Below are 23,337 nucleotides of genomic sequence, written 5' to 3'. Positions count from 1 at the left end.
TGACCCGCCCTACAAGAACCGGCCCTCGCATTCCGGGGTTCCCGCCCGGCGCGACTTCTCCGCGCCCGAATCGCAATTCCGGCGTTAACCCCGTCACCGTCCGGACACGTCCTTTCCCTGTCCGCTGAAAGCCGCGTCCGCCGCGTAGTTTCCCAACGGTTCTTCCCATTTTTCCCCGCGAATCGGTCGCGGCGAGTTTGACAGCCCTACCGTCCGACCTATGGTTCCGGCGTGAGCGGATGAGAACGAGGGTGGGTCGCCGTCCTACGTGGGCGCAACCACCGCCGGTCGCATCCCGACACAATTACCGAGGTGTGCCCATGTGGACGAAAGTCGCTCGGCACGTCACCGTGTTCTTGAAGAAGGAGGACGGTCCTACGGCAGTGGAATACGCCGTGATGCTGGCCCTGATTATCGTGGTCTGCATCGCCGCCATCACCGCCTTGGGGTCCAGTGCCTCCGGTGTTTTCGCGAACACCGAATTGAACACCGCCGCCGCCGTGAACGGGGCGTCGTAAGTGACGTGCTTGGTCGTGGCACCGGGCCAGACCCAAACTGTAGGCCAGTCCTGTGACGGCCAGCAGTGGTGCCAAAAACCGCCCGACATTTTTTCCCAAGTTTCTTTCTTTGGAAAGGGTTCTCCGATGAACAGCATCAAGAAGGCTCTCGTTTCGTTCCTCAAGAAGGAAGACGGCCCGACGGCGGTCGAGTACGCCGTCATGTTGGCCCTCATCATCGTCGTCTGCATCGCGGCCATCACCGCGCTCGGCAGCACGGCCTCCCAGACGTTCAGCTACGTGGACGGCCAAATCGCGGCCGGCAACGGCGCGAGCTAAGCTGTTACGACGGGTTAACAAGAACCGGGGCGATTCTTCGCCCCGGTTCTTTTTTTGTTCTAGGTTGCAGGACCGAACCAACCGCCCCTCCCATTCTTCCCCGAGGAACTCCGTCATGGCGAATGAGATCGCCACCGCCCCCGCCGCCACCCCGGTCGCCGACCCGCCGAAGCCGGCGGAAGAAATCGCGTTCGACCGCGAGTTGGCCATGACCCTCGCCCGCGTGCCGCTGACGGCTGTGGCGTGGGTCGTCGCCGCGTACCTGGCGCACCTCGCGTGGGCCGCGGTCGTGCCGGAGACGGCCACCCTGCCGAAGGCCGCCAACCTCGGCGCGCTGGTCGTCATCTGCATCGGCATGGTGTGGGCCGCCTGGATCGACGGGTATGCGTTCAAGGTCCCGAACTGGCTAACGCTGTCGCTGGTCGTCTCCGGCTGGTACCTGGGCCTGTTGCACACGTTCGGCGTGGATTTCGCCGGCAACGGCGGCATCGGCCAGGCGCTGCTCGGCACGCTCGTCGGGTTCGCCGTCCTGTTCCCGGCCCTGTTCATCGGCGGCATGGGCGAGGGGGACGTGAAGATGACCATGGCGTTCGGGTCCTGGATCGGGGCGTTCTTCGGCGGCGCGTACACCCAGCTGACCGGCACGACGATCTCCGCCCTCGCCGTCATCTGGTGGTCGTTCGCCCTCGGCGTGCTCGTCGGCGGCGTGTTCGGGCTGGTCATCATGGCCCTCCGCCGGCAGTTCCACAAGAACATGCAGAACGCCCGCGAGATCGTCACCGACCTGCAGATCATGGTGACGCACGGCCCGAAGAAGGCGGCCGAGCGGGCGAACTCCCGCCGCAAGGACTGGACCCGGCTGCCGTACGGCGTGCCGCTGTGCGTCGGATTCCTCGGCTATCTGTGGTACCGGCTGTTCCTGTCCGTGTAAGGCAAGGCGCGGAAGACGTGATCGCGGCGGGCCGAACGGCCCGCCGCGGTTGTTTTCCGTAGGGCGGGTCAAGGCTTTGCGCCGACCCGCCGTCGGTGCCAGCCACCCCCCGGCGGGTCGGCGCAAAGCCTTGACCCGCCCTACAAGACTGGCAACCCCCGACTTCAACCCATCTCCCACAAATCCTCGTCCCGCCGTCCCCGCCTCATCCCCGCGGCCTTGCCGCCGGCAACTCGGAAAACTTAGCCAAACCCGGCGCTCTCGATACGGCCAGAAAAAGTGAAGCATCCGGCTCAACCCGGTCGAATGAAAAGGGCGTGGGAAACGCTCTGCTACGACTGGGAAACTAGCTAAGGCGCGAAAAAACGATTCAGACCGCTCCCCACTTGCGTCCCCTCAAGTTCGTTCTAGGGTTCACCGCCTGAACTTGGGTCGAGCCGAGGGGTCGCGACGCAGGCACCAACGATACAAGTCGCCACGGGGCGGCAACTTCGACCGGTCAGGAATGATGGGTCGAATGATCGGGTTGGAACAACACGCCGGCCTCCGGGCCGACCTCGCGACGTTAACCCCTCGTGCGTCGCGATCCGGAACGAGGTTCCGCGCCGCCGCCGCGGCCCGCGACCGAACCGACACGAGGGGGACACTGTGAAACAAAAGAATTTGATCCTGATGGTCGTCGCCGTCGGGTGCGGGCTCGGGGCCGCGTTCCTGACCTCCCGGATGAACGCCGGGCCGAAGCAAGAGGCGATCCCGCAGAAGGAAGTCCTGATCGCCATCAAGGACCTGAACCCGCCGACCAAGTTCACCAAGGAGGCCCTCAAGGACCTGGTGAAGTGGAAGCGGATGAACGCGGCCGACGTGCCGGACAACGCGATCGAGACGGAGGAGGAGCTGCTCGACTACTCGCTCACCCGGCCGGTGGCGGCCAACGTCTTCCTGCAGAAGACGGACGTGAGCAAGCACGACCAGCTGCTCCCGCCGACCGGCAAGGCCGGGCTGATGTCGGTCAAGCTGCCGCTCGCCCAGGTCACCCCGTTCGTCAAGCCGACGAGCCGGGTCAACCTGATCGGCACGGTGCAGAACCGGAACACGCAGCAGGTCAAGGGCCGGGTGCTGATCCCGAACATGCACGTCATGGCCGTGGACAGCGAGTACATCCCGACGCCGGGGGCCCCGGCCGGGCGGACGCAGGTGCAGAACGTCACGCTCGCCGTGAACAACGACGAGACGACGCTCATCCGGATGTGCGAGACGGCCGGGGTGACGCTCAGCTTCGTCGTCATCGGCAAGCCGGAGCAAGACGCGAACAAGATGGAAGACTGGGACGTGAACGAGGTGATCGCCTGGATCAACGAGGCGGTCAACGGTACGGCCGAGGACCCGAACAAGCAGCAGCCGCAAGGCACGACCCCGATGGTGACCTACGTTAAGGTCCCGGTCGCCGTCGTGGACCTGCCGGCGGGCACGGAACTGACGGACGAGGTGATTAACACCAAGTTCCGGATGAAGGACGAGGTCGTCGCCCCGGACAACGCCGTCCTCGAGTTGAAGGCCCACATCGGCCACTACTTGAAGAAGGAAGTCGGGGCGAACCAGTTCGTGTCGCGGGCGAACGTGACGAACAAGGCCCCGGACACGCCGAAGGGCAAGCCGACGGACGACGCGGCCACGGCGAAGGAGACGCCGACCACCCCGGACCCGGTCAAGCCCGAGGTCAAGCCGGAGCCGAAGGCGGCCAAGGCGAAGGCGGTGACGGTGGACAAGACGATCACCGGGCCGAGCGGGACGAAGACGTTCCGGTACGAGCAGCAGGCGGACAAGACCTGGAAGCTGACCGGCGAAGTGCAACCGGACGGCTCGGTCACCCCGACCAACGGCGGCGTGGCCCCGACCGCGCCGGAGGAAGACAAGAAGGACGAGGCCCCCGCCCCCGCCCCCGGCGGCAAGCGGGTGAGCTGACGACGACCAACGGCGGGCCGCACGGAGACGCGGCCCGCCGGCCTGAGACGGCCCCGGCCACGACGGCCGGAGCGTTGCCCGCGCCACCAGGCCGGGAGAGTCCGGCCCGGCGCAAGCCTGACCGACTGAAGGCGATCGGGCGGGTTTACCCGCTGACCCTAGCGAGGAGAGGTGAAAGGATGCACCCGTTCAAACTCACCCGCCGGCTGATGCTCGGCGGACTGGCGGTGGTAGCCGGGTTCCACCTGACGTCGGGGACCCCGGCCGTCGGCCAGGCGAAGGCCCCGGTCCCCAAGGACGCGGCGGCCACCGGCAAACCGGCCCAGGTCCGGATCGGCAAGACCGGCGAACTGCTCGTGCCGCTCGGCGGCCTGGTGGTGTTCACGCCGAAGCTCCCGGCCGGCGCGAACGTCTCGAACACGGCCGTGACCAACGACCAGGTGTTGCAGACGCGGCCGGACCCGGACAACCCGAACGCGGTCCAGCTGATCGGCGTGAACGCCGGCGTGACGCGGATCACGTTCACCCTGAACACCGGCGCGAAGATCGAGTACGAGGTCGTCGTCCAGCCGGACTACGAGCTGCTCAAGAAGGTGATCCAGCGGGCCGTCCCGACGGCCAGCGTCGAGGTCCTGCCGGGCGTCGGCAACGGGATCATCCTGACGGGCTACGTGAACAAGCCGTCGGACGCCGACATCGTCGCCCGGATCGCGGCGAACGCGGCCGGCGCGGCCGGCGGGGCCGGCGGCGGGCAGGTGATTAACGCCATCAACGTCGGCGGCCCGCAGCACGTGATGATCGAAGTCGTCGTGGCCCAGGTCAACCGGACCGAGCTGCGGACCCGCGGGGCGGACTTCTTCATCAACGGGAACAGCGCGTCGTTCGGCAGCACGATCAGCAACCTGGTCCAGAGCCAGACGGTCGGGTTCACCGGGATCATGGACGCCACCCTGTCCCCGGACTCCAACCTCCGGTTCGGGGTCGCCTCCGCCCAACTGTTCGTCGCCCTCCGGGCGCTGCGGGCGGAAGGGCTGACGAAGATCCTGTCCGAGCCGAAGGTGACGACGCAGTCCGGCCGGCCGGCCGTCATCCGGTCCGGCGGCCAGCAGGCGGTGCTCAGCGCCACCGGCGGCGGCCTCGGCAGCATCAGCGTCCAGCTCGAGCAGGTGGGCACGGTGCTGGAGGTCCTCCCGATCGTGTACGGCGACGGGAAGATTTACCTGGACGTGGCCCCGTCCATCCGGGCGCGGAACGACGGCCTCGGGATTCAGACGGCCGCCGGGTTCTCCCCCGGCTTCACCGAGCAATCGACCCGCGCCAGCGTGGTGCTGGAGTCGGGCCAGACGTTCGCCATCGGCGGGCTGCTGGAGACGACGGTGCAGGCGACGAACAACAAGGTCCCGTTCATCGGCGACCTCCCGTTCGTCGGGCCGGCGTTCAGCCGGATCAGCCACGACGAGCGGGAGCAGGAGCTGGTCGTGCTCGTGACCCCGCGGCTGGTGGACGCCCTGGACTGCACGCAGATTCCCCGCCGGCTGCCCGGCCGGGAAACCCGCTCGCCGGACGATTATGAACTATTCTTGGAGGGCCTGATCGAAGCCCCGCGGGGCCAACGGCAGGTCTGGAACGGGCGGTGCTACAACGCGGCGTACAAGTGCGACCCGACGTACGGCATCTTCCCGGCCAAGGGGTTCGTGTGCAACGGCGGGGCGGGCGCGGGCGGCGGGGCGTGTAACACCCTGACCGGGACGTGCAGCACCGGCGTGCCGACGGCCCTCCCGCAGATGCCCGCCCCCCGGCCGACCGGCGGGGTGACGCTGGCCCCCGAGGCCCCGGCCGTGGTGAACGTGGCCGGCCAGGCCGAGACGCCGACGGTCGAGGTCCCGCCGATCGTCCCGGAATCGCCGACCCCGCTCCCGCCGATCGAGGAGCTGCCGAAGAAGTAACGACGCCCCAGACGGGCGGCCCCCGGACGCGGTCCGGGGGCCGGCCCCCGCGCCCCGAACCGGGCCGGGGCCGCCGCCCGGACCCCTGTTAACTGCGGTATTGCCGTCATGCAACGAGTTGCCATCGTAGACCCGACCGAGTCGTCCCGCGAGTCCCTCCGCACGCTGCTGCTCGGGGTGGACTTCGTGTGGCTCGAGGCCGAGTGCGCCCGGTACGAGTACTTCTTCGACGTGATCGCCCAGTCGATGCCCGACCTGGCCATCGTGTCGCTCGACGCCGACAAGCAGCGCGCCCTGCAGATGATCGGCCAGCTGTCCGTCGAACACCCCAAGCTCGCCATCCTGACGATCAGCAAGGACCACCAGGCCCTGCTCCTGTCCCTCCAGAAGGGGGCCAAGTACTTCCTGACGGAGCCGGTCGAACTCGAGGACCTGCTGTCCGCCCTCCGGCGGGCGCTCGGCGACCTGAACGGCACGCAGGACACGATGGCGGCCAGCTCCAGCGGGTCGAACCTGATGCCCCGGCAGCAGGTCCCGTCCAGCGTCATCGCCGTCCTCGGCTCCCGCGGCGGCGTCGGCACGACGACGCTCGCCGTCAACCTCGCCTCCACCCTCGCCAGCGACCCGAACAACGTCGTCGCCCTGCTCGACCTCGACCTGGCGCTGGGCGACGCCGACATCGCCGTCGAGGTCCAGGGGATGGAGAACATCTCCATCGCCGACCTCGCCCGGAACATCCAGCGGCTGGACATGAACTTCCTCAAGCGGGCGCTCGTCAAGCACGAGGCCACGGGGCTGTCCATCCTCCGCCACCCGCTCGAAATCCAGGACATGAGCGTCATCCACGAGACGCACGTGGAGCGGATCGTGAACCTGCTGAAGATCAGCTACACGCACCTGGTCCTCGACCTGAGCAAGTCGTTCCTGCCGACCGACCTCATGGCCCTCCGCATGGCCGACCAGATCCTGCTCGTCGCCCAGCTGGAACTCGGCAGCCTGCGGAACGTCGTCCGGCTGAACCACCTGCTGACGAACACCGAGGAGCAGCTCGGCGAGCGGGTCCGGGTCCTCGTCAACCGCGTCGGCGCGGAAGCCGTGGAAGAAGGCATCAGCCTGAAGAAGGCCGAGGAAGTGATCGGCCGGCCGATCTTCTGGCAAATCCCGAACGACGCGAAGTCGGTCATCGCCGCCCGCGTGTCCGGGCAGCCGCTCGTGAAGCACAACCCGAAGAGCAAGGTCCAGCAGAACATCCAGGGCCTCGCGCAGGCGCTGTGCGGCCGGACGGCGTCCGCCGCGACCGCCAGCGGGGCGACGGACAGCAAGAAGGGCTGGTTCTCGTTCGGGAAGAAGTAACCGCCGAATTGTCGCCCGCTTTGGATCGCACACCCTGAGGAACTCCGATGTCACGGCTGCAGCAAGGGATCTCGAAACTCAACAGCCTGAGCGGGCAGAGCAACAGCGGCCTGGCCGGGCTGAGCCGGCTGTCCAGCCCGAGCTTCGGCGGCACGAACGGCAGCAGCGGCGGCAAGAACCTGGAGGAGTTGAAGCGGCAGATCCACTCGAAGCTGGTCGAGCGGCTCGACTTCACCCGCATCAAGGACCTGTCCAGCGACGCCATGCGGAAGGACATCCGCAAGGTCATCGAGCACCTGTGCGACACCGAGAACCCGCTCCTCAACCGGATCGAGCGGGAGAAGCTCATCGAGGAGGTGCTCGACGAGACGCTCGGGTTCGGGCCGCTCGAAATCCTGCTCAAGGACCCGACGATCAGCGACATCCTGGTGAACGGCCCGAAGAAGGTGTACGTCGAGCGGCGGGGGAAGCTGGAAAAGACGGACGTGTTCTTCCGGGACAACGACCACCTGATGCAGATCATCGACCGGATCGTGTCGAAGATCGGCCGGCGGGTCGATGAGACGAACCCGATGGTGGACGCCCGCCTGCCGGACGGGTCGCGGGTGAACGCGGTCATCGCGCCGATCTCGCTGGACGGGGCGAGCCTCAGCATCCGGCGGTTCGGGTCGAACCCGCTGAAGCTCGAGGACTTGCTGAACTACAAGGCGTTCACGCCGGAAATCGCGATGCTCCTGGAGGCGTGCATCAAGGCCCGCCTGAACGTGGTCATCAGCGGCGGGACGGGGTGCGGCAAGACGACGCTGCTCAACACGCTGTCGAGCTTCATCCCGTCGGACGAGCGGGTGATTACGATCGAGGACGCGGCCGAGCTGCAACTGCAACAGGACCACGTGGTCCGGCTGGAGACGCGGCCGCCGAACATCGAAGGGAAGGGGGCCGTCACCACCCGCGACTGCGTGAAGAACGCCCTGCGGATGCGGCCCGAGCGGATCATCATCGGGGAGTGCCGGGGCGGCGAGACGCTCGACATGCTCCAGGCCATGAACACCGGCCACAGCGGGTCGATGACGACGCTCCACGCGAACACCCCGCGGGAGGGGCTGAGCCGGCTCGAGACGATGATCATGATGGGCGGCATCGAGCTGCCGATCAAGGCCATGCGGCAGCAGATTTCCGCCGCCGTGGACCTCATCATCCAGGCGAACCGGCTGCAGGGCGGGCCGCGGAAGATCACGAGCATCACGGAAGTGAACAACATGGAGCAGGACGTGATCATCATGCAGGAGATCTTCCGCTACCGGCAGCTCGGGATCGACCAGAACGGCCGGGCGTTCGGCCAGTTCGAGGCGACCGGGGTGCGGCCGACGTTCGTGCCGCGGCTGGAGCAGAAGGGCGTGAAGCTACCGGCGAACATGTTCGCCGAGCGGGTCTTGCTACGGGACTGAGTGCGAACACACGCCGCGGCCACGGACCGGCCGCGGGACAGACGAGCGGCGACCGATTGGCCCGCTCGCCCAGGGATGGGCAACGGGGTTACCCCCGAGCCGACGGGCGTAGGCAACGCTCTCGAAGGTACATCCCATGAGTCCGCTGGTATTGTCGGTAGTCATTGGCGCGCTGGTGATCGGGGCCGTGATGGCCCTGATGATGGCGTTCGCGGGCAAGGACGAGGGCCGGGCGACCGAGCGGCTCGACATGCTCGTCGGCCGCCGGAACGGGAAGGAGTCGTCCGCCGACTTGATGCTGAAGCAGGCGCTGTTGACCGTGGACCGGAAGTCGGTCCTCGACAAGCTGACGCCGGAGTTCTTCAACGTCACCCGGATGGTCGAGCAGGCGGACGCGAACATCAAGCCGAGCGCCCTGTTCGGGATCGGCATGGGGGTCGGGTTCGTGGCGTTCGTCATGGGCATCTGGATGGTGAACGCCTACGTCGCCCCGGTGATGTTCCTGCTGGCGTTCCCGATCCCGTTCCTGTGGCTGGCGTGGAAGCGGAAGAAGCGGCTGGACAAGTTCGCCAGCCAGCTGCCGGACGCCCTGGAACTGGTCGCCCGGGCGCTGCGGGCCGGGCACTCGCTGGCCGCCGGGATGCACGTGGTCGCGGAGGAAATGCAGGCCCCGATCGCCAAGGAGTTCGGCCGGGTGTACGAGGAGCAGAACCTCGGCATCCAGCTGGAAGAGGCGCTGAAGAACATGACCGACCGGGTCCCGAACCTCGACCTGAAGTTCTTCATCACGAGCGTCGCGATCCAGCGGCAGACCGGTGGCGACTTGGCGGAAATCCTCGACCGGATCGGGTACGTCATCCGGGAGCGGTACAAGATCCTCGGGCAGGTCAAGGCCCTGTCCGCGGAAGGCCGGCTGTCCGGGGTGGTGCTGATCGCCCTCCCGATCGGCCTGTTCTTCCTGATGATGGTCATGAAGCCGGAGTACGAGAAGCTGCTCTGGACGGACCCGATCGGGATCAAGATGTCGATCGGCGCGCTCGTCGCGATGCTGATCGGGGCGTTCGTCATCAAGAAGATCGTGGACATCAAAGTTTAACGCCGGGTTTGTCGGGTTTCGGGGATCGGGTTTCGCAGATCGAACCCGTTGACCTCTGCGAGACCCGAGACCCGATACCCGCTAGACCCGACAACGTGGAGTGACTCCCGTGGAACTGTTGGCCTTCGTAACGGCGAGTGAGGCGTCGCCCGTCATGGTGTTCATCGCCATCATGGTCGGCACGTTCTGGCTGTTGTCCCTCATCTCGCAGCGGAACAGCCAGGCGGAAGAGCGGCTGGAGCGGATCGGCCGGCCGAAGTCGCTCGCCGAACTTGAGATGAACGACAAGGAGTCGAAGAACCGATTTAAGGGGTTGAAGGACCAGCTCTCGAAGTTCGGGGCGGCGATGGAGCCGCAGTCCGACCTCGAGAAGAATTCGCTCAAGGTGACGATGGCGAACGCCGGGTTCCGGCACGAGAGCGCCCCGGCGATCTACCAGGGCCTGCGGGTCGCGTGCCTGCTGCTGTTCTTCGTGCCGTCGGCCCTGTTCTTCTTCATGACGATGGGCTTCGGGCTGAAGGCCCTGCAGTACGTCATCGCGATCACCGGCGTCGGGTTCTACCTGCCGCAGATCGTGCTGGCGTTCCTGAAGAGCACCCGGCAGAAGGAAATCTTCGTCACCCTGCCGGACGCCCTCGACTTGCTCGTCGTGTGCGTCGAGTCCGGCCTCGGGCTGGACGCCGCGATGCGGAAGGTGACGGACGAGATGAAGGGCCACGCGAAGGTGATTACGGAGGAATTCGCGCTGGCGAACCTGCAGCTGCAGATGGGCCGGCCGCGGCGGGAGGTGCTGCACGACCTCGGCGTCCGGACGGGCGTGGACGACGTGCGGGCGCTGGCCGCCATCCTGATCCAGGCCGACCGGTTCGGGTCGAGTATCGCCCAGGCGCTGCGGGTGCAGTCGGATTCGATGCGAACAAAGCGGCGGCAAATTGCCGAAGAGAAGGCAGCGAAGACGGCGGTGAAGCTCATCTTCCCGCTCGTGCTGTTCATCTTCCCGGCGGTGTTCGTGGTGCTGGTCGGCCCGGCGGCCATCCAGATCTACCGCAACCTCATCATGAAGGGGATGGGGAACCCGAACGGGTAAGGTGGGCGGGTCGGATTTTCGTGAACCGCAATCTCCGGGCAGGACGCCCGACGGTTGTTCAAGGAGGAAGGCGATGAAAGCGATCCATCGGATCATGTTCGCCGCGGCCGTCGCCGCCGGCGGGCTGGCCACGGTCGGGTGCGCGGGGGCCGGCAACCGGACCCCGATCGGCGAGCGGTACCGCAACGCCGTCGACCCGTCCTGGCCGGAACGGTACAACCACACGGCGCGGCTCGAAACGCTCGCGCCGTTCCAGGTCCAGGCCCAGAACGGGGCGTACCTGGACCAGACGGTGTGGAACTACCACTTCGAGCCGGCCACGGACAAGCTGTCCGCGTCCGGCACGGAGCGGCTGGACTACCTGGTCCGGAAGCGCGGCTCGCAGGACGGCCGGGTGTACCTGCAGACGGCCCGCGACGTCGGGTTCGACGCGAACGCCCCGGAGAAGTTCGCGGACACCCGCCGCGACCTCGACCAGCGGCGGGCGGCGGCGATCCACAAGTACCTGGCGGCCCAAACGGCCGGGTCGCCGATCACGTTCGAGGTCCAGGTCCACGACCCGGCCGACCCGAGCTTCCCGGCCCAGTACCTGGGCAACGCCGTCCGCGGCCTGTCGGCCCAGTACGGCAGCAGCCTGAGCGGGCAGGGCGGCGGCGGCGGCGGCAGCCCGAGCGGCGGCGGCGGCCAGACGAGCAGCGGGTCCGGCGGTTCCGGGTCCGGCAGCTCCGGCGGCGGCGGTGGCACGAGCGGCGGCGGCGGGAGCGGCTACCGGTAACCCGGCCCGTTTCGCCCGACGCCCAACCGCCAGGCCGGTCGTCCTCCCCCCGCGGGAAGACGCCCGGCCTGGCGGCGTTGTTTCCCACGACGGACGCGAGACTACACCATGAAACGCACCCTGTTGTTGCTGGCCCTGGCCGTCGGCCTCGTGCTGTTCACCGCGCCCCCGGCGGCCGCCGGCGAGCCGCTGTTCGCCGCCAAGTCGGCCGTCCGCAAGTACTGGGACGGGTTCAAGGACTACTGGGGCGGCGCGTTCAAGAGCAAGAGCGCCGTCACGATGATCGTCCTCGGCACCGGGGCGCTCGGCCTGTTCATCATCACCCGCGGGAAGTGGCGGAAGTAACGCCGGCGGCATTCACCCTCGACCCTTCACCTTGAGATTGGACCCATGGCCACCACCCTCCGCCCGCCCGTCGTGGATTGGGAATCGACCAACCCGACGCCCGAAGTCCCGACCGCGCCGGACACCATCAAGGAGTGCGGGCTGACCATGTCGTTCCTCGGCGACATGATCCAGCGGACGATCTACGCGAAGGGGCCGATGGTCGGCCGCGACCTCGCGCAGTTCCTCTGCCTGCCGTTCAAGATCATCCGGGACACGCTCCGGTGGCTGAAGGACGAGAAGATCATCCAGATCGACGGCGGCGACCTCGTCGGGGACGTGAGCTACAAGTTCAGCCTGACGGACTTCGGCCGCGGCCGGGCGCACGAGGCGATGAAGCAGTGCGCCTACGTCGGCCCGGCCCCGGTCCCGATCGAGGACTACGTCGAGCAGTGCTACCGGCAGGCGGTCACCGGCCTCCAGTGCTACCCGGAGTCCCTGCGGGCACCCTTCAGCCACCTCGTGCTGAAGGAGGACATGTTCAACGCCATCGGCCCGGCGATCATCAGCGGCCGGTCGGTGTTCATCTACGGCCCGCCGGGCAACGGGAAGACGGCCATGGCCCGGAGCATCGGCGAGTTCATGAACACCGCCGGCGGGTCGATCTACGTCCCGTACGCGTTCGTCGCGGACAACAACATCGTCACCGTGTACGACCCGTCCTTGCACATGGTCGATGACACGCCGCTGGAGTTCGGCGACGAGTCGGACGCCACCGTCCGCCGGCTGCTCAACACCGGCGCGTCCGACCAGCGGTGGGTCCGCATCCGCCGGCCGGTCATCGTGACCGGCGGCGAACTGAACCTCGAGATGCTCGACCTCCGGTACAACAAGGAGTCGAACTTCTACCAGGCCCCGATCCACTTCAAGGCGAACGGCGGCGTGTTCCTCATCGACGACTTCGGCCGGCAGCTGTGCAGCCCGAAGGAGCTGCTGAACCGGTGGATCCTGCCGCTCGAAGACCGGCACGACTTCCTCACGCTGGCCAGCGGGAAGAAGATCCAGGTCCCGTTCGAGCAGCTCATCATCTTCAGCACGAACCTGGACCCGAAGCAGCTGGTGGACGACGCGTTCCTGCGGCGGATCCGGCACAAGGTCGGGATCAACGCCCCGACCCAGGACGTGTACCAGAAGATCTTCGCGGCCGTGTGCAAGAAGCTGGGGATGAACTACGACCAGCCGGCGATCGAGTACCTGTACGAGCGGTACTACAACAAGGGCCGCGCCCCGCGGGCGAGCGATTGTCGCGATTTGCTGGAAACCGTCCAGTCCATCTGCCGATACAGACGGCAACCCGTGCACTTGACGCGCGACCTGATCGTCGAAGCGGCGAACAGCTTCATCGCGGAATTCCAGTAAGGATTCCCTCAAGTCCGCACCGGGGGCCACCCGGAGTAGAGCCATGGAAGGCCGACGTTGGAAGACGGTGGCGGTCGCGTCCCTGTTGGCGACCGCCGGGTGCAAGGGGTTCGGCTCCAAGCCGTCGCTCACGTCCGGCCAACCGACCCCGGCCGCCGCGGCCGTCGCCGCCGCGCCGAAGTCCGGCAACGCCCTCACCCGCATGTTCGCGCCGAAGTCCGGCACGCCCCCGAAGTTCCAGCCGCCGGAAGCCGTCGCGGAGGCCCCCGCCCGGAAGGGGCCGCTGAAGCCGGAGACGGTCGCGGCGCTGGCGAACGCCCAGGTCGGGGCGGCGTTCGACTTCCAGGAGGAAGGCAAGCCGAACCCGAACCTCGACCGGATGGCGGACGAGGCCCGGATGAAGTTCCAGAAGGCGCTGGAGGCCGACCCGAAGAACCACGACGCCCTCCAGGGGCTGGCCCGGTTGTACACCCGGCTCGGCGACCGGGAGCGGGCGGTGGCCACGTTGCAGACGCTCCTCAAGCACCACCCGCAGGACCACAAGGCGGCCTACGAGCTGGCCCTGACGCACGCCCGGTTCGAGGACTGGGCCGGCGGCGTGGCCGCGTGCCAGAAGGCGATCGCCGGCGACCCGGAGAACCGCCGCTACCAGCGGACGCTCGGCATGTTGGTCGCCCGGACGGGGAACTTCGAGGAGGGGTTCAACACGATGGCGGCCGTGATGCCGGAGGCCGAGGCCCGGTTCACGATGGCGAAGCTGCTGACGGACATGGAGAAGCCCGACCTGGCGCGGCAGCAGCTGGACCTAGCCGCGAAGGCCGACCCGGCGTTCGTCGCCGCCCAGGAGGCGATGGCGGCCGCCGCCGCGGCCGCCGCGGCGAACCCGGTGCAGCCGGTCGAGTACCGGGAAGAGGGGAAGTAACCACCACGCGCGGTCGGGCGGGGTGGCCGGGTTGTGAAGTAACGGGCGAGAGCGCGGCACGCCCCAATCGACTCTTTACCCCGAAGGGGTTACACAGGTCAGCCCAGGGCAACGCCCTGGGCTGACCTGTGTAACCCCTTCGGGGTCAGGACGTGGGCCGAGAGGAACAGGGGCCGCGAGTTAGACGAATCGGGCGGCGGATTACTTCTCCAAGAACTTCGCCAGTTTCGCGTCCACCTCGCGGACGTACTCGAAGTCCTTCTTGTAGTCCACCGCCGCGAACTTCACCCGCTTCTGCGGCCCGAACCGCTCGCCGACGCTGTTCCCGGCGAACGAGAACGTCTCGAACGCCTTCCGCACCGCCGCCTTCAGCCCCGGGTCCAGCTGGTGCGGCACGCCGAAGCACAGCGGCGGGAACGGCTTCGACTTGTAGATCGACCGGACCGCCCCGTCCTTCACCTCCCCGGCCGCGACCATCTGGCCGAGGATGTCGTTCGCCACGCACGCCGCCGCGTGCTTGCCGGCCGCCACGTCCAGGATCGACCGCTTGTGGTCGCCGGTCAGTACGAACGCGTAGTCCCGGTCCGGCAGCAGGTCGAACTCCTGCTTGAGCGTCACCAGCGGGGCCTTCGCCCCGGAGTTCGACGACATCCCGGTGAACGCGACCGTCTTCCCCTTCAGGTCCGCGACCTTTTGAACCGGGCTGCCGGCCGGGACGACGACTTCCATCTCGTAGGCGAAGGTCCCGGCCGCGTCCGCCGGGGCGAACAGCGGGACGAACCCGGCCGCGTTGACCGCCCGCGCCACGGCCCCGGTGCTGAACGCCGTGACGTGCAGCTTTCCGTCCTTCACGGCCGCCCACTGCTGGTCGAGCGTCCGCAGCGCGCCGGGGTCGCCGACCGGCTCCTCGTCCGGCTTCTCGGCCGGGGCCGGCGGCGCGCCGGGGACCCGCTTCAGGTAGCTCACCTTCTTGCCGGTCGTCGCCGCGAGGTGGTCGAGGAACGGCTTCCACGTCTTCTCGGCCTGGTCCGGGTCGTCGAACACGACGACGGTGAACGCCAACTCCGGCGGGTTGACGAACTTCGCCGCGTCCGCCGGCGGGTCGGCCACGAGGTCGCCGTCCGCGTCGGCGTAGGCGGCGTCCAGCTTCGCGAACTGGTCGGCCGACGCGAGGTAGTCCTTGAGGGCCTTGACGGTATCGACCGGCGGGATGTTCTGGTTCTGGTAGTAGACGACCGCGTACACGGCCCCGGCGATCGCGACCAGCGCGGCGGCGATGGCGAGGACGCGGCCCGGCGACGTGCCGCGGGCCGGCGGGTTGGCGGGCGAGGTCGGGGGAACGGCGTCGCTCATGGGTGTCCTGCCGGGCGAAGGGTCGGGGTGGAAATGACTAGTGAAATGATAGCCGGTGTCGGTTCGGCGTAGGGAAGAAGAAAGTCCGGTGAGGAACCGCCTAGCGGTGGCCAACGGGAAGCGACCCGTGGGACGGTGCCGGCTAGTGGCCTGTGGCGAAAGTCATCCGATTAATTTAACCCCGGCCACGCCGGACGAACGGCAGGCCGCGTGGGCCGACGCCCTGTTCGCCGCGGCGCTGTACTATCAACGACAACTGGCCCACCCGGACCCGGCCGTCGCCGAGCGGGCGGTGCGGGCCATCTTCGACCCGGAGAAGACCCGCCTCCGCCACGGCCGCGACCTCGCCGGCACGCCGGCCCCGCCGCCAGCGGTCACACGCTGCCGCCCCTTCCTACCCCGCGGCAACAGGTCAAGGCGTGCGAACAGACGCTCGCGGCCGCCCTCGCCGTCGGGGAGTTCGACGACACCGAAGAATGGGACGAACACGACCTGCCCGCCGACGAGCTGTTCGAGCAGTTCCAGCGGCTGTTCCCGGACGAGTACGCGAAGCGGCTGGCCGAGTGCCGCGAGAACCTCCGGTACGAGGGCCGGGAGCCGACCGACCCGGAGGTGCGGGCCGAGACGCGGCGGGTGCTGATGCAACGGTTCCACGCCGCGCACGGGCCGGGATTGTAGGTGAAGGGCGACCCGGATTCTGCGAAACTATCCCCACCCGACCGGCAACGGAGACTGCGATGCGACTCGTCCTCGGAATAGTGATCGGCCTGGTCGGAACTGCGGCGCGGGCCGACGACGCGAAGAACGACGAGTTCTTCGAGAAGCACGTCCGACCGGTGCTGGCGAACCGCTGCCTGGCGTGCCACGGCGAGAAGGCGAAGGGCGGGCTGCGGCTCGACTCCCGCGCGGCGGTGCTGCTCGGCGGCGACGGCGGGGCCGTCGTCGAGAGCGGCAAGCCGAACAGCAGCCGGCTGATCCTCGCCGTGCGGCACGCCGGCGGGTTGAAGATGCCGGAGAACAACATGCTGCCGGACGCCGAGATCGCGGCGCTGGAGAAGTGGGTCGAACTCGGGCTGCCGTGGCCGAAGGGGGCGACGCTCGCGAAGCCGGACGCGCTCAAGACGCACTGGGCGTTCCAGCCGCTGAAAAAGCACGAACTCCGAAGCACGAAATCTGAAAGTCCGATCGACCACTTCATCAAGCAGAAGTTCGCTGACAACGGGCTGTCACCATCGCCGCGGGCGGACCGGCGGACGCTCGTGCGGCGGCTGTCGTTCGACCTACTCGGGCTGCCGCCGACGCCGGCCGAGGTCGCGGCGTTCGTCGCGGACCCGTCGGCGGACGCGTACGAGAGGCTGATCGACGCCCTGCTCGCGCGGCCGGAGTACGGCGAGCGGTGGGGCCGGCACTGGCTGGACGTGGCCCGGTACGCGGACAACAAGGGGTACGTCTTCTTCGAGCAGCAGGAGTACCCGTGGGCCTGGACGTACCGCGATTACGTCATCGACGCGTTCAACCGGGACCTGCCCTTCGACCGATTCGTGTTGGAGCAGCTCGCCGCCGACCAGTTGAAACTCGACGACCCGAAGCGGCTGGCGGCCCTCGGGTTCCTCACCGTCGGCGGGCACTTCATGAACAACACGCACGACGTGATCGACGACCGGATCGACGTGGTGACCCGCGGCCTGATGGGCGTCACCGTGAGTTGCGCCCGCTGCCATGACCACAAGTTCGACCCGATCCCGGCGGCCGACTATTACTCGCTGTACGGCGTGTTCCGCGGCTCGACGGAGCCGGGCGTGCCGCCGCTCTGGGGGAAGGAGCCGACGGACGAAACGTACAAGACGTTCGCCGCGGAGCTGACGAAGCGGGAGAAGGCGCTCGTCGATTTCGTCACGGCGAAGCACAAGGAGTTAGTGGCCGGCGCACGCACGCGGGCCGGGGAGTACCTGCTGGCCGTGTGGACTGCCCGCAACCAGCCGCCGGCCGACGACTTCATGCTGATCGCGGACAAGGGGGACATCAACCCGGCGATGATTACGCGCTGGCGGACGTACCTCGACGAGGTGCGGAAGAAGCCGGACGGCGTGTGGACGCCGTGGTTCGCCTTCGCGGCGGCCGAGGAGAAAGACTTCGAGCCAGTTACCAAGAAACTGGCTGACAAGAAGCTGAACCCGCGGGTGCGGGCCGCGTTCGCCGTCCCGCCGAGGGCGATGAAGGACGTGGCCGACCGGTACGGCAAGCTGTTCGCCGAGGTCGAGAAGGCGGGCAAGACCGACGACCCGGCGGCGGAAGAGTTGCGCGGCGTGCTGTACGGCCCGCGGTCCCCGGCGGACGCGCCGATGGCGCTCGACTGGGGGTTCCTCTCGCTGTTCCCGGACCGGGCGACGCAGGACGAGTACCAGAAGCTGCTCAAGGCGCTGGAGACGCACGTCGCCACCGGGCCGCCGCGGGCGATGGTGCTTCTCGATTCGCCGCGGCCATTTGAACCGCGCGTCTTCGAGCGCGGCAACCCGAACCGGCTCGGCGAGTACGTGCCGCGGCAGTTCCTCCGACTGGCGAACGCGAACCGCAAGCCGTTCACGACCGGCAGCGGGCGGCTGGAGTTGGCCCGCGAGATCGTCTCGCCGGCCAACCCGCTGACGGCCCGCGTGTTCGTGAACCGCGTCTGGGCGCACCACTTCGGCCGCGGCATCGTCGCCACGCCCGGTGACTTCGGCACCCGCGGCGACCCGCCGACGCACCCCGAACTACTCGACTGGCTGGCCGCCGACTTCATGGCGAACGGCTGGCGGGTGAAGCGACTGCACAAGCTGATGCTGATGACCGAGACGTACCAGCAAACGTCGCTGCCGGAGAATCGGAAGGCCGTGGCGCTCGACCCGGAGAACCGCTGGCTCGGCCGAATGTCGCGGCGGCGGCTCGACTACGAGGCGCTGCACGACGCGATGCTGGCGGTGTCGGACAACCTGCTGCTGAAGTCGAAGGCCGTCCCGCTGTTCGGCGGCACGGGGAAGAAGCGGGCCGTGTACGCACACGTCAACCGGCTGGAGTTCCCGAGCCTGTGGAGCACGTTCGACGTGCCCGCGCCGACGGCCAGCGTCTCGCAGCGGGTGACGACGACGACCGCGCCGCAGGCGCTGTTCCTACTGAATGGCCCGTTCATCCGCGACGCCGCGAAGCGCTTCGCCGGGATGAAACAGCTCCAGAAGCTGGACCCGGCGGCGCGGATCGACGCGATGTTCCGGCACGCCTACGGCCGCGGCCCGGACGCCGAGGAGCGAGAGTTGGCCGCCGCGTTCGTGGCGAAGGGCGACCGGTGGGCGGATTTCGCGCAGTCGTTATTGATGGCGAACGAGTTCGCGTTCGTGGATTGACGGCTTCGGTAACCCGTTTTCATATAGCCGCCGGCTTGCCGGCGGGGTTCTGCGAGGCCCCAAACCCCGCCGGCAAGCCGGCGGCTATATAGTTGGTCCGTGTCACCGCGGAACGGGCGATGGTCACGCCGGCTCTTGCTGCGTCATGCAGTGCAGCGTGCCGAGGCCCCAGACGAGATCGACGCAGTGGATGCCGATCACGTCGCGGTCCGGAAACAGTTCCGCCAGCGTGCCGAGGGCCACGCGGTCCTGCACGTCGTTGAACGTCGGCACGATCACCACGCCGTTCGCGATATAGAAGTTCGCGTAGCTCGCCGGGATTCGCTGGCCGCGGAACACCACCGGCGACGGCATCGGCAACGGCACGACCGTCAGCTTCTTCCCCGCGAGGTCCGTCGCCGCCGTCAGCCGGTCGAAGTTCTCGCGAAGGATCGCGTGGTTCTCGTCCCGCTCGTTCTCCTCCACGACGGTGACGACGGTGTTCGCGCCCGCGAACCGGGCCAGGTCATCGACGTGGCCGTGCGTGTCGTCGCCGACGATGCCCTTGTTCAGCCACAGCACCTTCTTCACGCCGAGGAATTCGGCGAACACCGCCTCGTAGCCGGCGCGGTCGAGCGACGGGTTCCGCTGCTGCACCTCGCTGAGCAGGCATTCTTCCGTCGTCAGCATCAGGCCCGCGCCGTTCACGTCGATGCTGCCGCCTTCGAGGACGACCCGCGTGCCGTTCCACGTCGGTTGAACCGATGGCAGCTTCAACTTCTTCGCGACGACGCCGGGGAGCTTGTCGTCCACCTTCCAGTCGGGGTACTTGGCCCAGGCGTTGAAGTGCCAGTCGAGCGCCACCTTCCGCCCGGCCTCGTCGTAGGCGAAGATCGGCCCGGAGTCGCGGACCCAGCTGCGGTCCGTCGAAATGACGTGGAGGAAGACGTTCTTCACGTCGGCGTGAACCTTCTTCAGCACGGCCTCGACCGCGGCCTTCATCGCGGCGTCGCGGACGATCACGTTCACCGGCTCGTACCGGGCCAGCGTGCGGATGATTTCGCCGTACACCCACGGGATGACGCCGAACTTCCCCGGCCAGTCGGACGTGCGGTGCGGCCAGGCCAGCCACGTCCCGGCGTGCGGCTCCCACTCGGCGGGCATGCGGAACGGCATCGTTTTTCCGCCCTCGGATGGTTGTACGGGTGGCCCAACCCGGATTTTCGGGCTAACATTAAGCTATTCATTACGGCCCGGCGCGGCCGAACACGTCGGCCCCGGCCGAACTTGTGGCGAAACTCTCTCCCCCTCGCCCCATTAATTGGCGCATGATGCCACCGACCACCGAACTCACCACCACCCGCGAGCGGTCCGTCCTGGACGAGTGCCAGGAGGTCATCGGCTACCGCTTCCAACGGATCGACCTGCTGAAGGCCGCGCTGACGCACACGTCCGGCGCGAACACCCGCGCCGGGTCGAACGAGCGGCTCGAATTCCTCGGCGACAGCGTCCTCGGCCTCGTCACCTGCGAGCAACTGTACGCCCGCTTCCCGGACTACCAGGAAGGGGACATGACGAAGGTGAAGTCGGTCGTCGTGAGCCGGAAGACGTGCGCGAAGTTCAGCGAGCAGCTCGGCCTCGGCGCGTTCCTGTTCCTCGGCAAGGGGATGGAGAACCGCGGCGACATCCCGGCGAACCTGTTGGCCGACGTGTTCGAGTCGCTGGTCGCGGCCATCTTCCTGGACGGCGGGTGGGAGGTCGTGAAGGACTTCGTGCTGGAGTTCGTCGAGCCGGAGATCGACGCCGTCGCCGGGGACGCGATCAACAACAACGCGAAGTCGGCCCTGCAGCAGGTGGCGCAGCGGGAACTCGGCGGCACGCCGCGGTACTACCTGCTGGACGAGCAAGGCCCGGACCACGACAAGTGCTTCAAGGTGGGGTGCGAGATCAACACCCACATGTACCCGGCGGCGTGGGGCCGGAACAAGAAGGAGGCGGAGCTGAAGGCCGCCCTGAACGCGCTGGCCGCGATCACCGGCGACCCGCTGCCGTACCCGTCGAACTGAGATGAACTACCCCGTCCTGTGCTACTCCTGTGCGGCCCCGGCCGAGTTCAAGGTCGCGGCCGAATGGAGCGACGGCCTCACCCGCGAATTGAAGACGTACTCGCTGTCCTGCGAGAAGTGCTTGGCCGCGAACTTCGCGAAGGCGAGGCAGAAGCAGAGCCAGTGCCGGCTGCTGCACGGCGAGACGCTGGCCGTGCCGGGCATTTACCAGATGTGCCGCGGGAACCGCGACAAGGAGTTGGTCAGAAAGCCGGAACTGGAAGTGGGACCCCGAGCGGGGGCGGTGGGGTGAGGGAGACACACCCCATCGCTCCCGCTCCGGGTTCCACGGTCATTCGAGAGGCGTCTCGTCCTTCGGCCGGAACGCCTTGTTGACGGCTTCCAGCAGCTTCTCCATCGAGAACGGCTTGCGGATGTAGTCGATCACGCCCAAGTACTCGGCGTAGGCCTTGTGCCGGCCGCCCTCGTTGGCCGTCACCATGATGATCGGCGGGGCGTCGGCCTTGTCCTTGAAGTGTTCCAGCACCGGGAACCCGCCCATCCGGTGCATCATCATGTCGAGGATCATCAGGTCCGGCTTGTGGTTGTAGACCATCTGCTTCGCCTGGTGGCCGTCGTGCGCCTGCAGCACCTTGTGCCCCTGCCGCTCGAGCATGGTCCGCACCGCGTCGATCAGTTCGCGGTCGTCGTCCACCACCAAGATCGTCTTCGCGTCGGCCACGGGTTATCCTCCACCGGTGTCTTCCACTTTACCACGTCACTGGTCATTCGTCATGGCTTCGCTGTAGAACCCTGAGCGGAAGCGACGGGGTGTTGCGCCTCCACCCCGTCGCTTCCGCTCAGGGTTCCACAAAAGATGACCGGGGGCGGTTTTCGGGTAGCATGGCGTCATGGACCTCTTCAGCGACCTCCGCTCCGCCAACCGCCTGTCCGCCCAGCCGCTCGCGGCCCGGATGCGGCCGCGGTCGCTCGACGAGTTCGTCGGGCAGGACCACATCCTCGGCCCCGGCAAGCTGCTCCGCCGGATGCTCCTCGCCGACCGGCTGAACTCCGTCCTCTTCTACGGCCCGGCCGGGTGCGGCAAGACCGCCCTCGCGCACGTCATCGCGAACCAGACGAAGTCGCACTTCGTCGCCATGAACGCCGTCGCCGCCGGGATTAAGGAAGTCCGCGAAGTCCTCGCCGACGCCCGCGGCCGGTTGGAGGAAGACGGCGAGCGGACGATCCTGTTCCTCGACGAGATTCATCGGTTCAACCGCTCGCAACAGGACGTGCTGCTGCCGGACGTGGAGAACGGCATCGTCATCCTGGTCGGGGCGACGACGCAGAACCCGTTCTTCGCGGTGAACACACCGCTGCTCAGCCGCAGCCAGATTTTCACGCTGGAGCCGCTGACCCGCGACCACGTCAAGACGATCATCCGCCGGGCGCTCGCCGACGAAGAGCGCGGGCTGGGGAAGGTCCCCGTGACCATGACGGACGACGCGCTGGACTTCCTGGCGGAGATCTGCGACGGAGACGCCCGCCGGGCGCTGACGGCCGTGGAGATCGGCGTGAAGTCGTCGCAGGCCGTCGAGAACGACGCCACCACCCGCACCGCCGACGGCAAGCTGCTGTTCGACCTGCAACTTGCCCAGGACTCGATCCAGCGGAAGGTCCTCGACTTCGACCCGACGGGCGACGCGCACTACGACCTGGCGTCGGCGTTCATCAAGAGCCTCCGCGGCAGCGACCCGCAGGCGGCCGTCTACTGGCTGGCCCGGATGCTGGAGTCCGGCGAGGACCCGCGGTTCGTCGCCCGGCGGCTGGTCATCTTCGCGTCCGAGGACGTGGGGAACGCCGACCCGATGGGCCTGCTCGTGGCCAACGGGGCGTGGGACGCGGTCGAGCGGGTCGGGCTGCCGGAGTGCCAGTTGAACCTATCGCACGCCGTCTGCTACCTGGCGACGGCCCCGAAGTCGAACGCGGCGACGGTGGCGATCGGCGCGGCATCAAAAGACGTGAAGGAGGGCCGGACGCTGCCGGTGCCGAAGCACCTGCGGGACTCGCACTACGCCGGGGCGAAGCAGTTCGGGCACGTCGGGTACAAGTACGCCCACGACGGCGAGGGGGGCTGGGTGGACCAGGAGTACGTCCCGGCGGCCGTGCGGTATTACGAGCCGACGGACCGCGGGTTCGAGGCGACGATCCGCGAGCGGATGGCCGAGATCGAGCGGCGACGGCAGGCGGGACGGAAGCCGGAGGGCGGGGGATGACGGAAGAAGAGTGGCTCACCAGTCGCAACGCCGGGCAGCTATGCGATGAGACACGACTGTTGAATCAAACGTGGAAACGTGGTGTCTGGGGCAAGAAGCTGACACTCGCGTGGTGCTATGCTTTTCGTCAAAAGTGGAACCTCTTGCCTTCTGAGTAGAGGCTGTTTCACAACTGGTCTTGCACTAACTCCCGCCCTTGCGGCATGAT

The 23,337-nt window shown here is 67.7% G+C and carries 21 protein-coding genes; 18 read left to right on the top strand and 3 right to left on the bottom strand.

The features are described 5' to 3' along the window. The first annotated feature begins 320 nt into the window (after positions 1–320). The 13 genes from AC5JJ2_RS21790 (at position 321) to AC5JJ2_RS21730 (ending at position 14,099) form a co-directional block, all read left to right on the top strand. The gene (locus tag AC5JJ2_RS21790; protein ID WP_495860145.1) at positions 321–518 is read left to right on the top strand and encodes a Flp family type IVb pilin; all 198 of its coding nucleotides are present in this window, start codon (positions 321–323) and stop codon (positions 516–518) included. A gap of 126 nt (positions 519–644) precedes the next feature. Further along, positions 645–836 (top strand): Flp family type IVb pilin, encoded by a 192-nt coding sequence (locus AC5JJ2_RS21785; RefSeq protein ID WP_495860144.1) that lies wholly within the window; start codon positions 645–647, stop codon positions 834–836. Positions 837–951: 115 nt separating this feature from the next. Then, a complete protein-coding gene (locus AC5JJ2_RS21780) occupies positions 952–1,767 on the top strand; it encodes an A24 family peptidase (RefSeq protein WP_495860143.1) in 816 nt (271 codons plus the stop codon). A gap of 648 nt (positions 1,768–2,415) precedes the next feature. Then, on the top strand, positions 2,416–3,729 hold the full coding sequence (cpaB, locus tag AC5JJ2_RS21775; protein WP_495860142.1) for a Flp pilus assembly protein CpaB: 1,314 nt from the start codon (positions 2,416–2,418) through the stop codon (positions 3,727–3,729). Positions 3,730–3,908: 179 nt separating this feature from the next. Beyond that, a complete protein-coding gene (locus AC5JJ2_RS21770) occupies positions 3,909–5,675 on the top strand; it encodes a type II and III secretion system protein family protein (protein WP_495860141.1) in 1,767 nt (588 codons plus the stop codon). A gap of 108 nt (positions 5,676–5,783) precedes the next feature. Beyond that, entirely contained in the window at positions 5,784–7,028 is a 1,245-nt protein-coding gene (locus AC5JJ2_RS21765; protein WP_495860140.1) for a CpaE/TadZ family protein, read from the top strand. 47 nt (positions 7,029–7,075) lie between these two features. Further along, positions 7,076–8,476, top strand: coding sequence for a TadA family conjugal transfer-associated ATPase (locus AC5JJ2_RS21760; protein WP_495860139.1), 1,401 nt, complete (start codon positions 7,076–7,078; stop codon positions 8,474–8,476). 136 nt (positions 8,477–8,612) lie between these two features. Further along, positions 8,613–9,572, top strand: coding sequence for a type II secretion system F family protein (locus AC5JJ2_RS21755; protein WP_495860138.1), 960 nt, complete (start codon positions 8,613–8,615; stop codon positions 9,570–9,572). 109 nt (positions 9,573–9,681) lie between these two features. Beyond that, positions 9,682–10,659 carry a type II secretion system F family protein gene (locus AC5JJ2_RS21750; protein ID WP_495860137.1) on the top strand — a complete coding sequence of 326 codons (978 nt, stop codon included), beginning with the start codon at positions 9,682–9,684 and terminating at the stop codon, positions 10,657–10,659. A 73-nt stretch (positions 10,660–10,732) separates the two neighbouring features. Next, entirely contained in the window at positions 10,733–11,434 is a 702-nt protein-coding gene (locus tag AC5JJ2_RS21745) for a hypothetical protein (RefSeq protein ID WP_495860136.1), read from the top strand. 108 nt (positions 11,435–11,542) lie between these two features. Beyond that, the gene (locus AC5JJ2_RS21740) at positions 11,543–11,779 is read left to right on the top strand and encodes a hypothetical protein (RefSeq protein ID WP_495860135.1); all 237 of its coding nucleotides are present in this window, start codon (positions 11,543–11,545) and stop codon (positions 11,777–11,779) included. A gap of 45 nt (positions 11,780–11,824) precedes the next feature. Then, positions 11,825–13,177: a DUF8689 domain-containing protein gene (locus AC5JJ2_RS21735; protein ID WP_495860134.1), complete on the top strand. Its 1,353-nt coding sequence runs from the start codon at positions 11,825–11,827 to the stop codon at positions 13,175–13,177. Between the two features lie 43 nt (positions 13,178–13,220). Continuing rightward, complete coding sequence (locus AC5JJ2_RS21730; protein WP_495860133.1) at positions 13,221–14,099, top strand: tetratricopeptide repeat protein; 879 nt, start codon at positions 13,221–13,223, stop codon at positions 14,097–14,099. 201 nt (positions 14,100–14,300) lie between these two features. On the opposite strand, the gene phnD is transcribed toward AC5JJ2_RS21730, so the two are convergent. Beyond that, positions 14,301–15,452 carry a phosphate/phosphite/phosphonate ABC transporter substrate-binding protein gene (gene phnD, locus AC5JJ2_RS21725; protein ID WP_495860132.1) on the bottom strand — a complete coding sequence of 384 codons (1,152 nt, stop codon included), beginning with the start codon at positions 15,450–15,452 and terminating at the stop codon, positions 14,301–14,303. A 210-nt stretch (positions 15,453–15,662) separates the two neighbouring features. Between phnD and AC5JJ2_RS21720 the strand changes: the two genes are divergently transcribed. Then, positions 15,663–16,130, top strand: coding sequence for a hypothetical protein (locus AC5JJ2_RS21720; protein WP_495860131.1), 468 nt, complete (start codon positions 15,663–15,665; stop codon positions 16,128–16,130). 59 nt (positions 16,131–16,189) lie between these two features. Continuing rightward, on the top strand, positions 16,190–18,829 hold the full coding sequence (locus tag AC5JJ2_RS21715; protein ID WP_495860130.1) for a PSD1 and planctomycete cytochrome C domain-containing protein: 2,640 nt from the start codon (positions 16,190–16,192) through the stop codon (positions 18,827–18,829). Positions 18,830–18,952: 123 nt separating this feature from the next. On the opposite strand, the gene AC5JJ2_RS21710 is transcribed toward AC5JJ2_RS21715, so the two are convergent. Further along, on the bottom strand, positions 18,953–19,984 hold the full coding sequence (locus tag AC5JJ2_RS21710; protein ID WP_495860129.1) for an agmatine deiminase family protein: 1,032 nt from the start codon (positions 19,982–19,984) through the stop codon (positions 18,953–18,955). Between the two features lie 152 nt (positions 19,985–20,136). On the opposite strand from AC5JJ2_RS21710, the gene rnc reads away from it, so the two are divergent. Then, entirely contained in the window at positions 20,137–20,874 is a 738-nt protein-coding gene (gene rnc / locus AC5JJ2_RS21705; RefSeq protein WP_495860128.1) for a ribonuclease III, read from the top strand. 1 nt (position 20,875) lies between these two features. Beyond that, complete coding sequence (locus AC5JJ2_RS21700; protein ID WP_495860127.1) at positions 20,876–21,166, top strand: hypothetical protein; 291 nt, start codon at positions 20,876–20,878, stop codon at positions 21,164–21,166. 39 nt (positions 21,167–21,205) lie between these two features. Here AC5JJ2_RS21700 and AC5JJ2_RS21695 read toward each other — a convergent pair whose 3' ends face one another. Further along, positions 21,206–21,595: a response regulator transcription factor gene (locus AC5JJ2_RS21695; protein ID WP_495860126.1), complete on the bottom strand. Its 390-nt coding sequence runs from the start codon at positions 21,593–21,595 to the stop codon at positions 21,206–21,208. A gap of 169 nt (positions 21,596–21,764) precedes the next feature. On the opposite strand from AC5JJ2_RS21695, the gene AC5JJ2_RS21690 reads away from it, so the two are divergent. Continuing rightward, on the top strand, positions 21,765–23,129 hold the full coding sequence (locus tag AC5JJ2_RS21690) for a replication-associated recombination protein A (protein ID WP_495860125.1): 1,365 nt from the start codon (positions 21,765–21,767) through the stop codon (positions 23,127–23,129). The last annotated feature ends 208 nt before the right edge of the window (positions 23,130–23,337 follow it).

This window comes from Limnoglobus sp. (assembly GCF_059499385.1).
Note: the sequence above shows the minus strand (reverse complement) of the source record. Positions and strands in the feature narration are given on the sequence as shown.

Bases quoted from the DNA above. Each gene is read 5' to 3' on its own strand.
- AC5JJ2_RS21710 (WP_495860129.1), bottom strand. From the start codon at position 19,984: ATGCCGTTCCGCATGCCCGCCGAGTGGGAGCCGCACGCCGGGACGTGG.
- AC5JJ2_RS21790 (WP_495860145.1), top strand. From the start codon at position 321: ATGTGGACGAAAGTCGCTCGGCACGTCACCGTGTTCTTGAAGAAGGAG.
- AC5JJ2_RS21760 (WP_495860139.1), top strand. From the start codon at position 7,076: ATGTCACGGCTGCAGCAAGGGATCTCGAAACTCAACAGCCTGAGCGGG.
- AC5JJ2_RS21785 (WP_495860144.1), top strand. From the start codon at position 645: ATGAACAGCATCAAGAAGGCTCTCGTTTCGTTCCTCAAGAAGGAAGAC.
- phnD (WP_495860132.1), bottom strand. From the start codon at position 15,452: ATGAGCGACGCCGTTCCCCCGACCTCGCCCGCCAACCCGCCGGCCCGC.
- AC5JJ2_RS21730 (WP_495860133.1), top strand. From the start codon at position 13,221: ATGGAAGGCCGACGTTGGAAGACGGTGGCGGTCGCGTCCCTGTTGGCG.
- AC5JJ2_RS21715 (WP_495860130.1), top strand. From the start codon at position 16,190: ATGCGACTCGTCCTCGGAATAGTGATCGGCCTGGTCGGAACTGCGGCG.
- AC5JJ2_RS21700 (WP_495860127.1), top strand. From the start codon at position 20,876: ATGAACTACCCCGTCCTGTGCTACTCCTGTGCGGCCCCGGCCGAGTTC.
- AC5JJ2_RS21780 (WP_495860143.1), top strand. From the start codon at position 952: ATGGCGAATGAGATCGCCACCGCCCCCGCCGCCACCCCGGTCGCCGAC.
- AC5JJ2_RS21755 (WP_495860138.1), top strand. From the start codon at position 8,613: ATGAGTCCGCTGGTATTGTCGGTAGTCATTGGCGCGCTGGTGATCGGG.
- AC5JJ2_RS21765 (WP_495860140.1), top strand. From the start codon at position 5,784: ATGCAACGAGTTGCCATCGTAGACCCGACCGAGTCGTCCCGCGAGTCC.
- AC5JJ2_RS21735 (WP_495860134.1), top strand. From the start codon at position 11,825: ATGGCCACCACCCTCCGCCCGCCCGTCGTGGATTGGGAATCGACCAAC.
- rnc (WP_495860128.1), top strand. From the start codon at position 20,137: ATGATGCCACCGACCACCGAACTCACCACCACCCGCGAGCGGTCCGTC.
- AC5JJ2_RS21745 (WP_495860136.1), top strand. From the start codon at position 10,733: ATGAAAGCGATCCATCGGATCATGTTCGCCGCGGCCGTCGCCGCCGGC.
- AC5JJ2_RS21770 (WP_495860141.1), top strand. From the start codon at position 3,909: ATGCACCCGTTCAAACTCACCCGCCGGCTGATGCTCGGCGGACTGGCG.
- AC5JJ2_RS21690 (WP_495860125.1), top strand. From the start codon at position 21,765: ATGGACCTCTTCAGCGACCTCCGCTCCGCCAACCGCCTGTCCGCCCAG.
- AC5JJ2_RS21740 (WP_495860135.1), top strand. From the start codon at position 11,543: ATGAAACGCACCCTGTTGTTGCTGGCCCTGGCCGTCGGCCTCGTGCTG.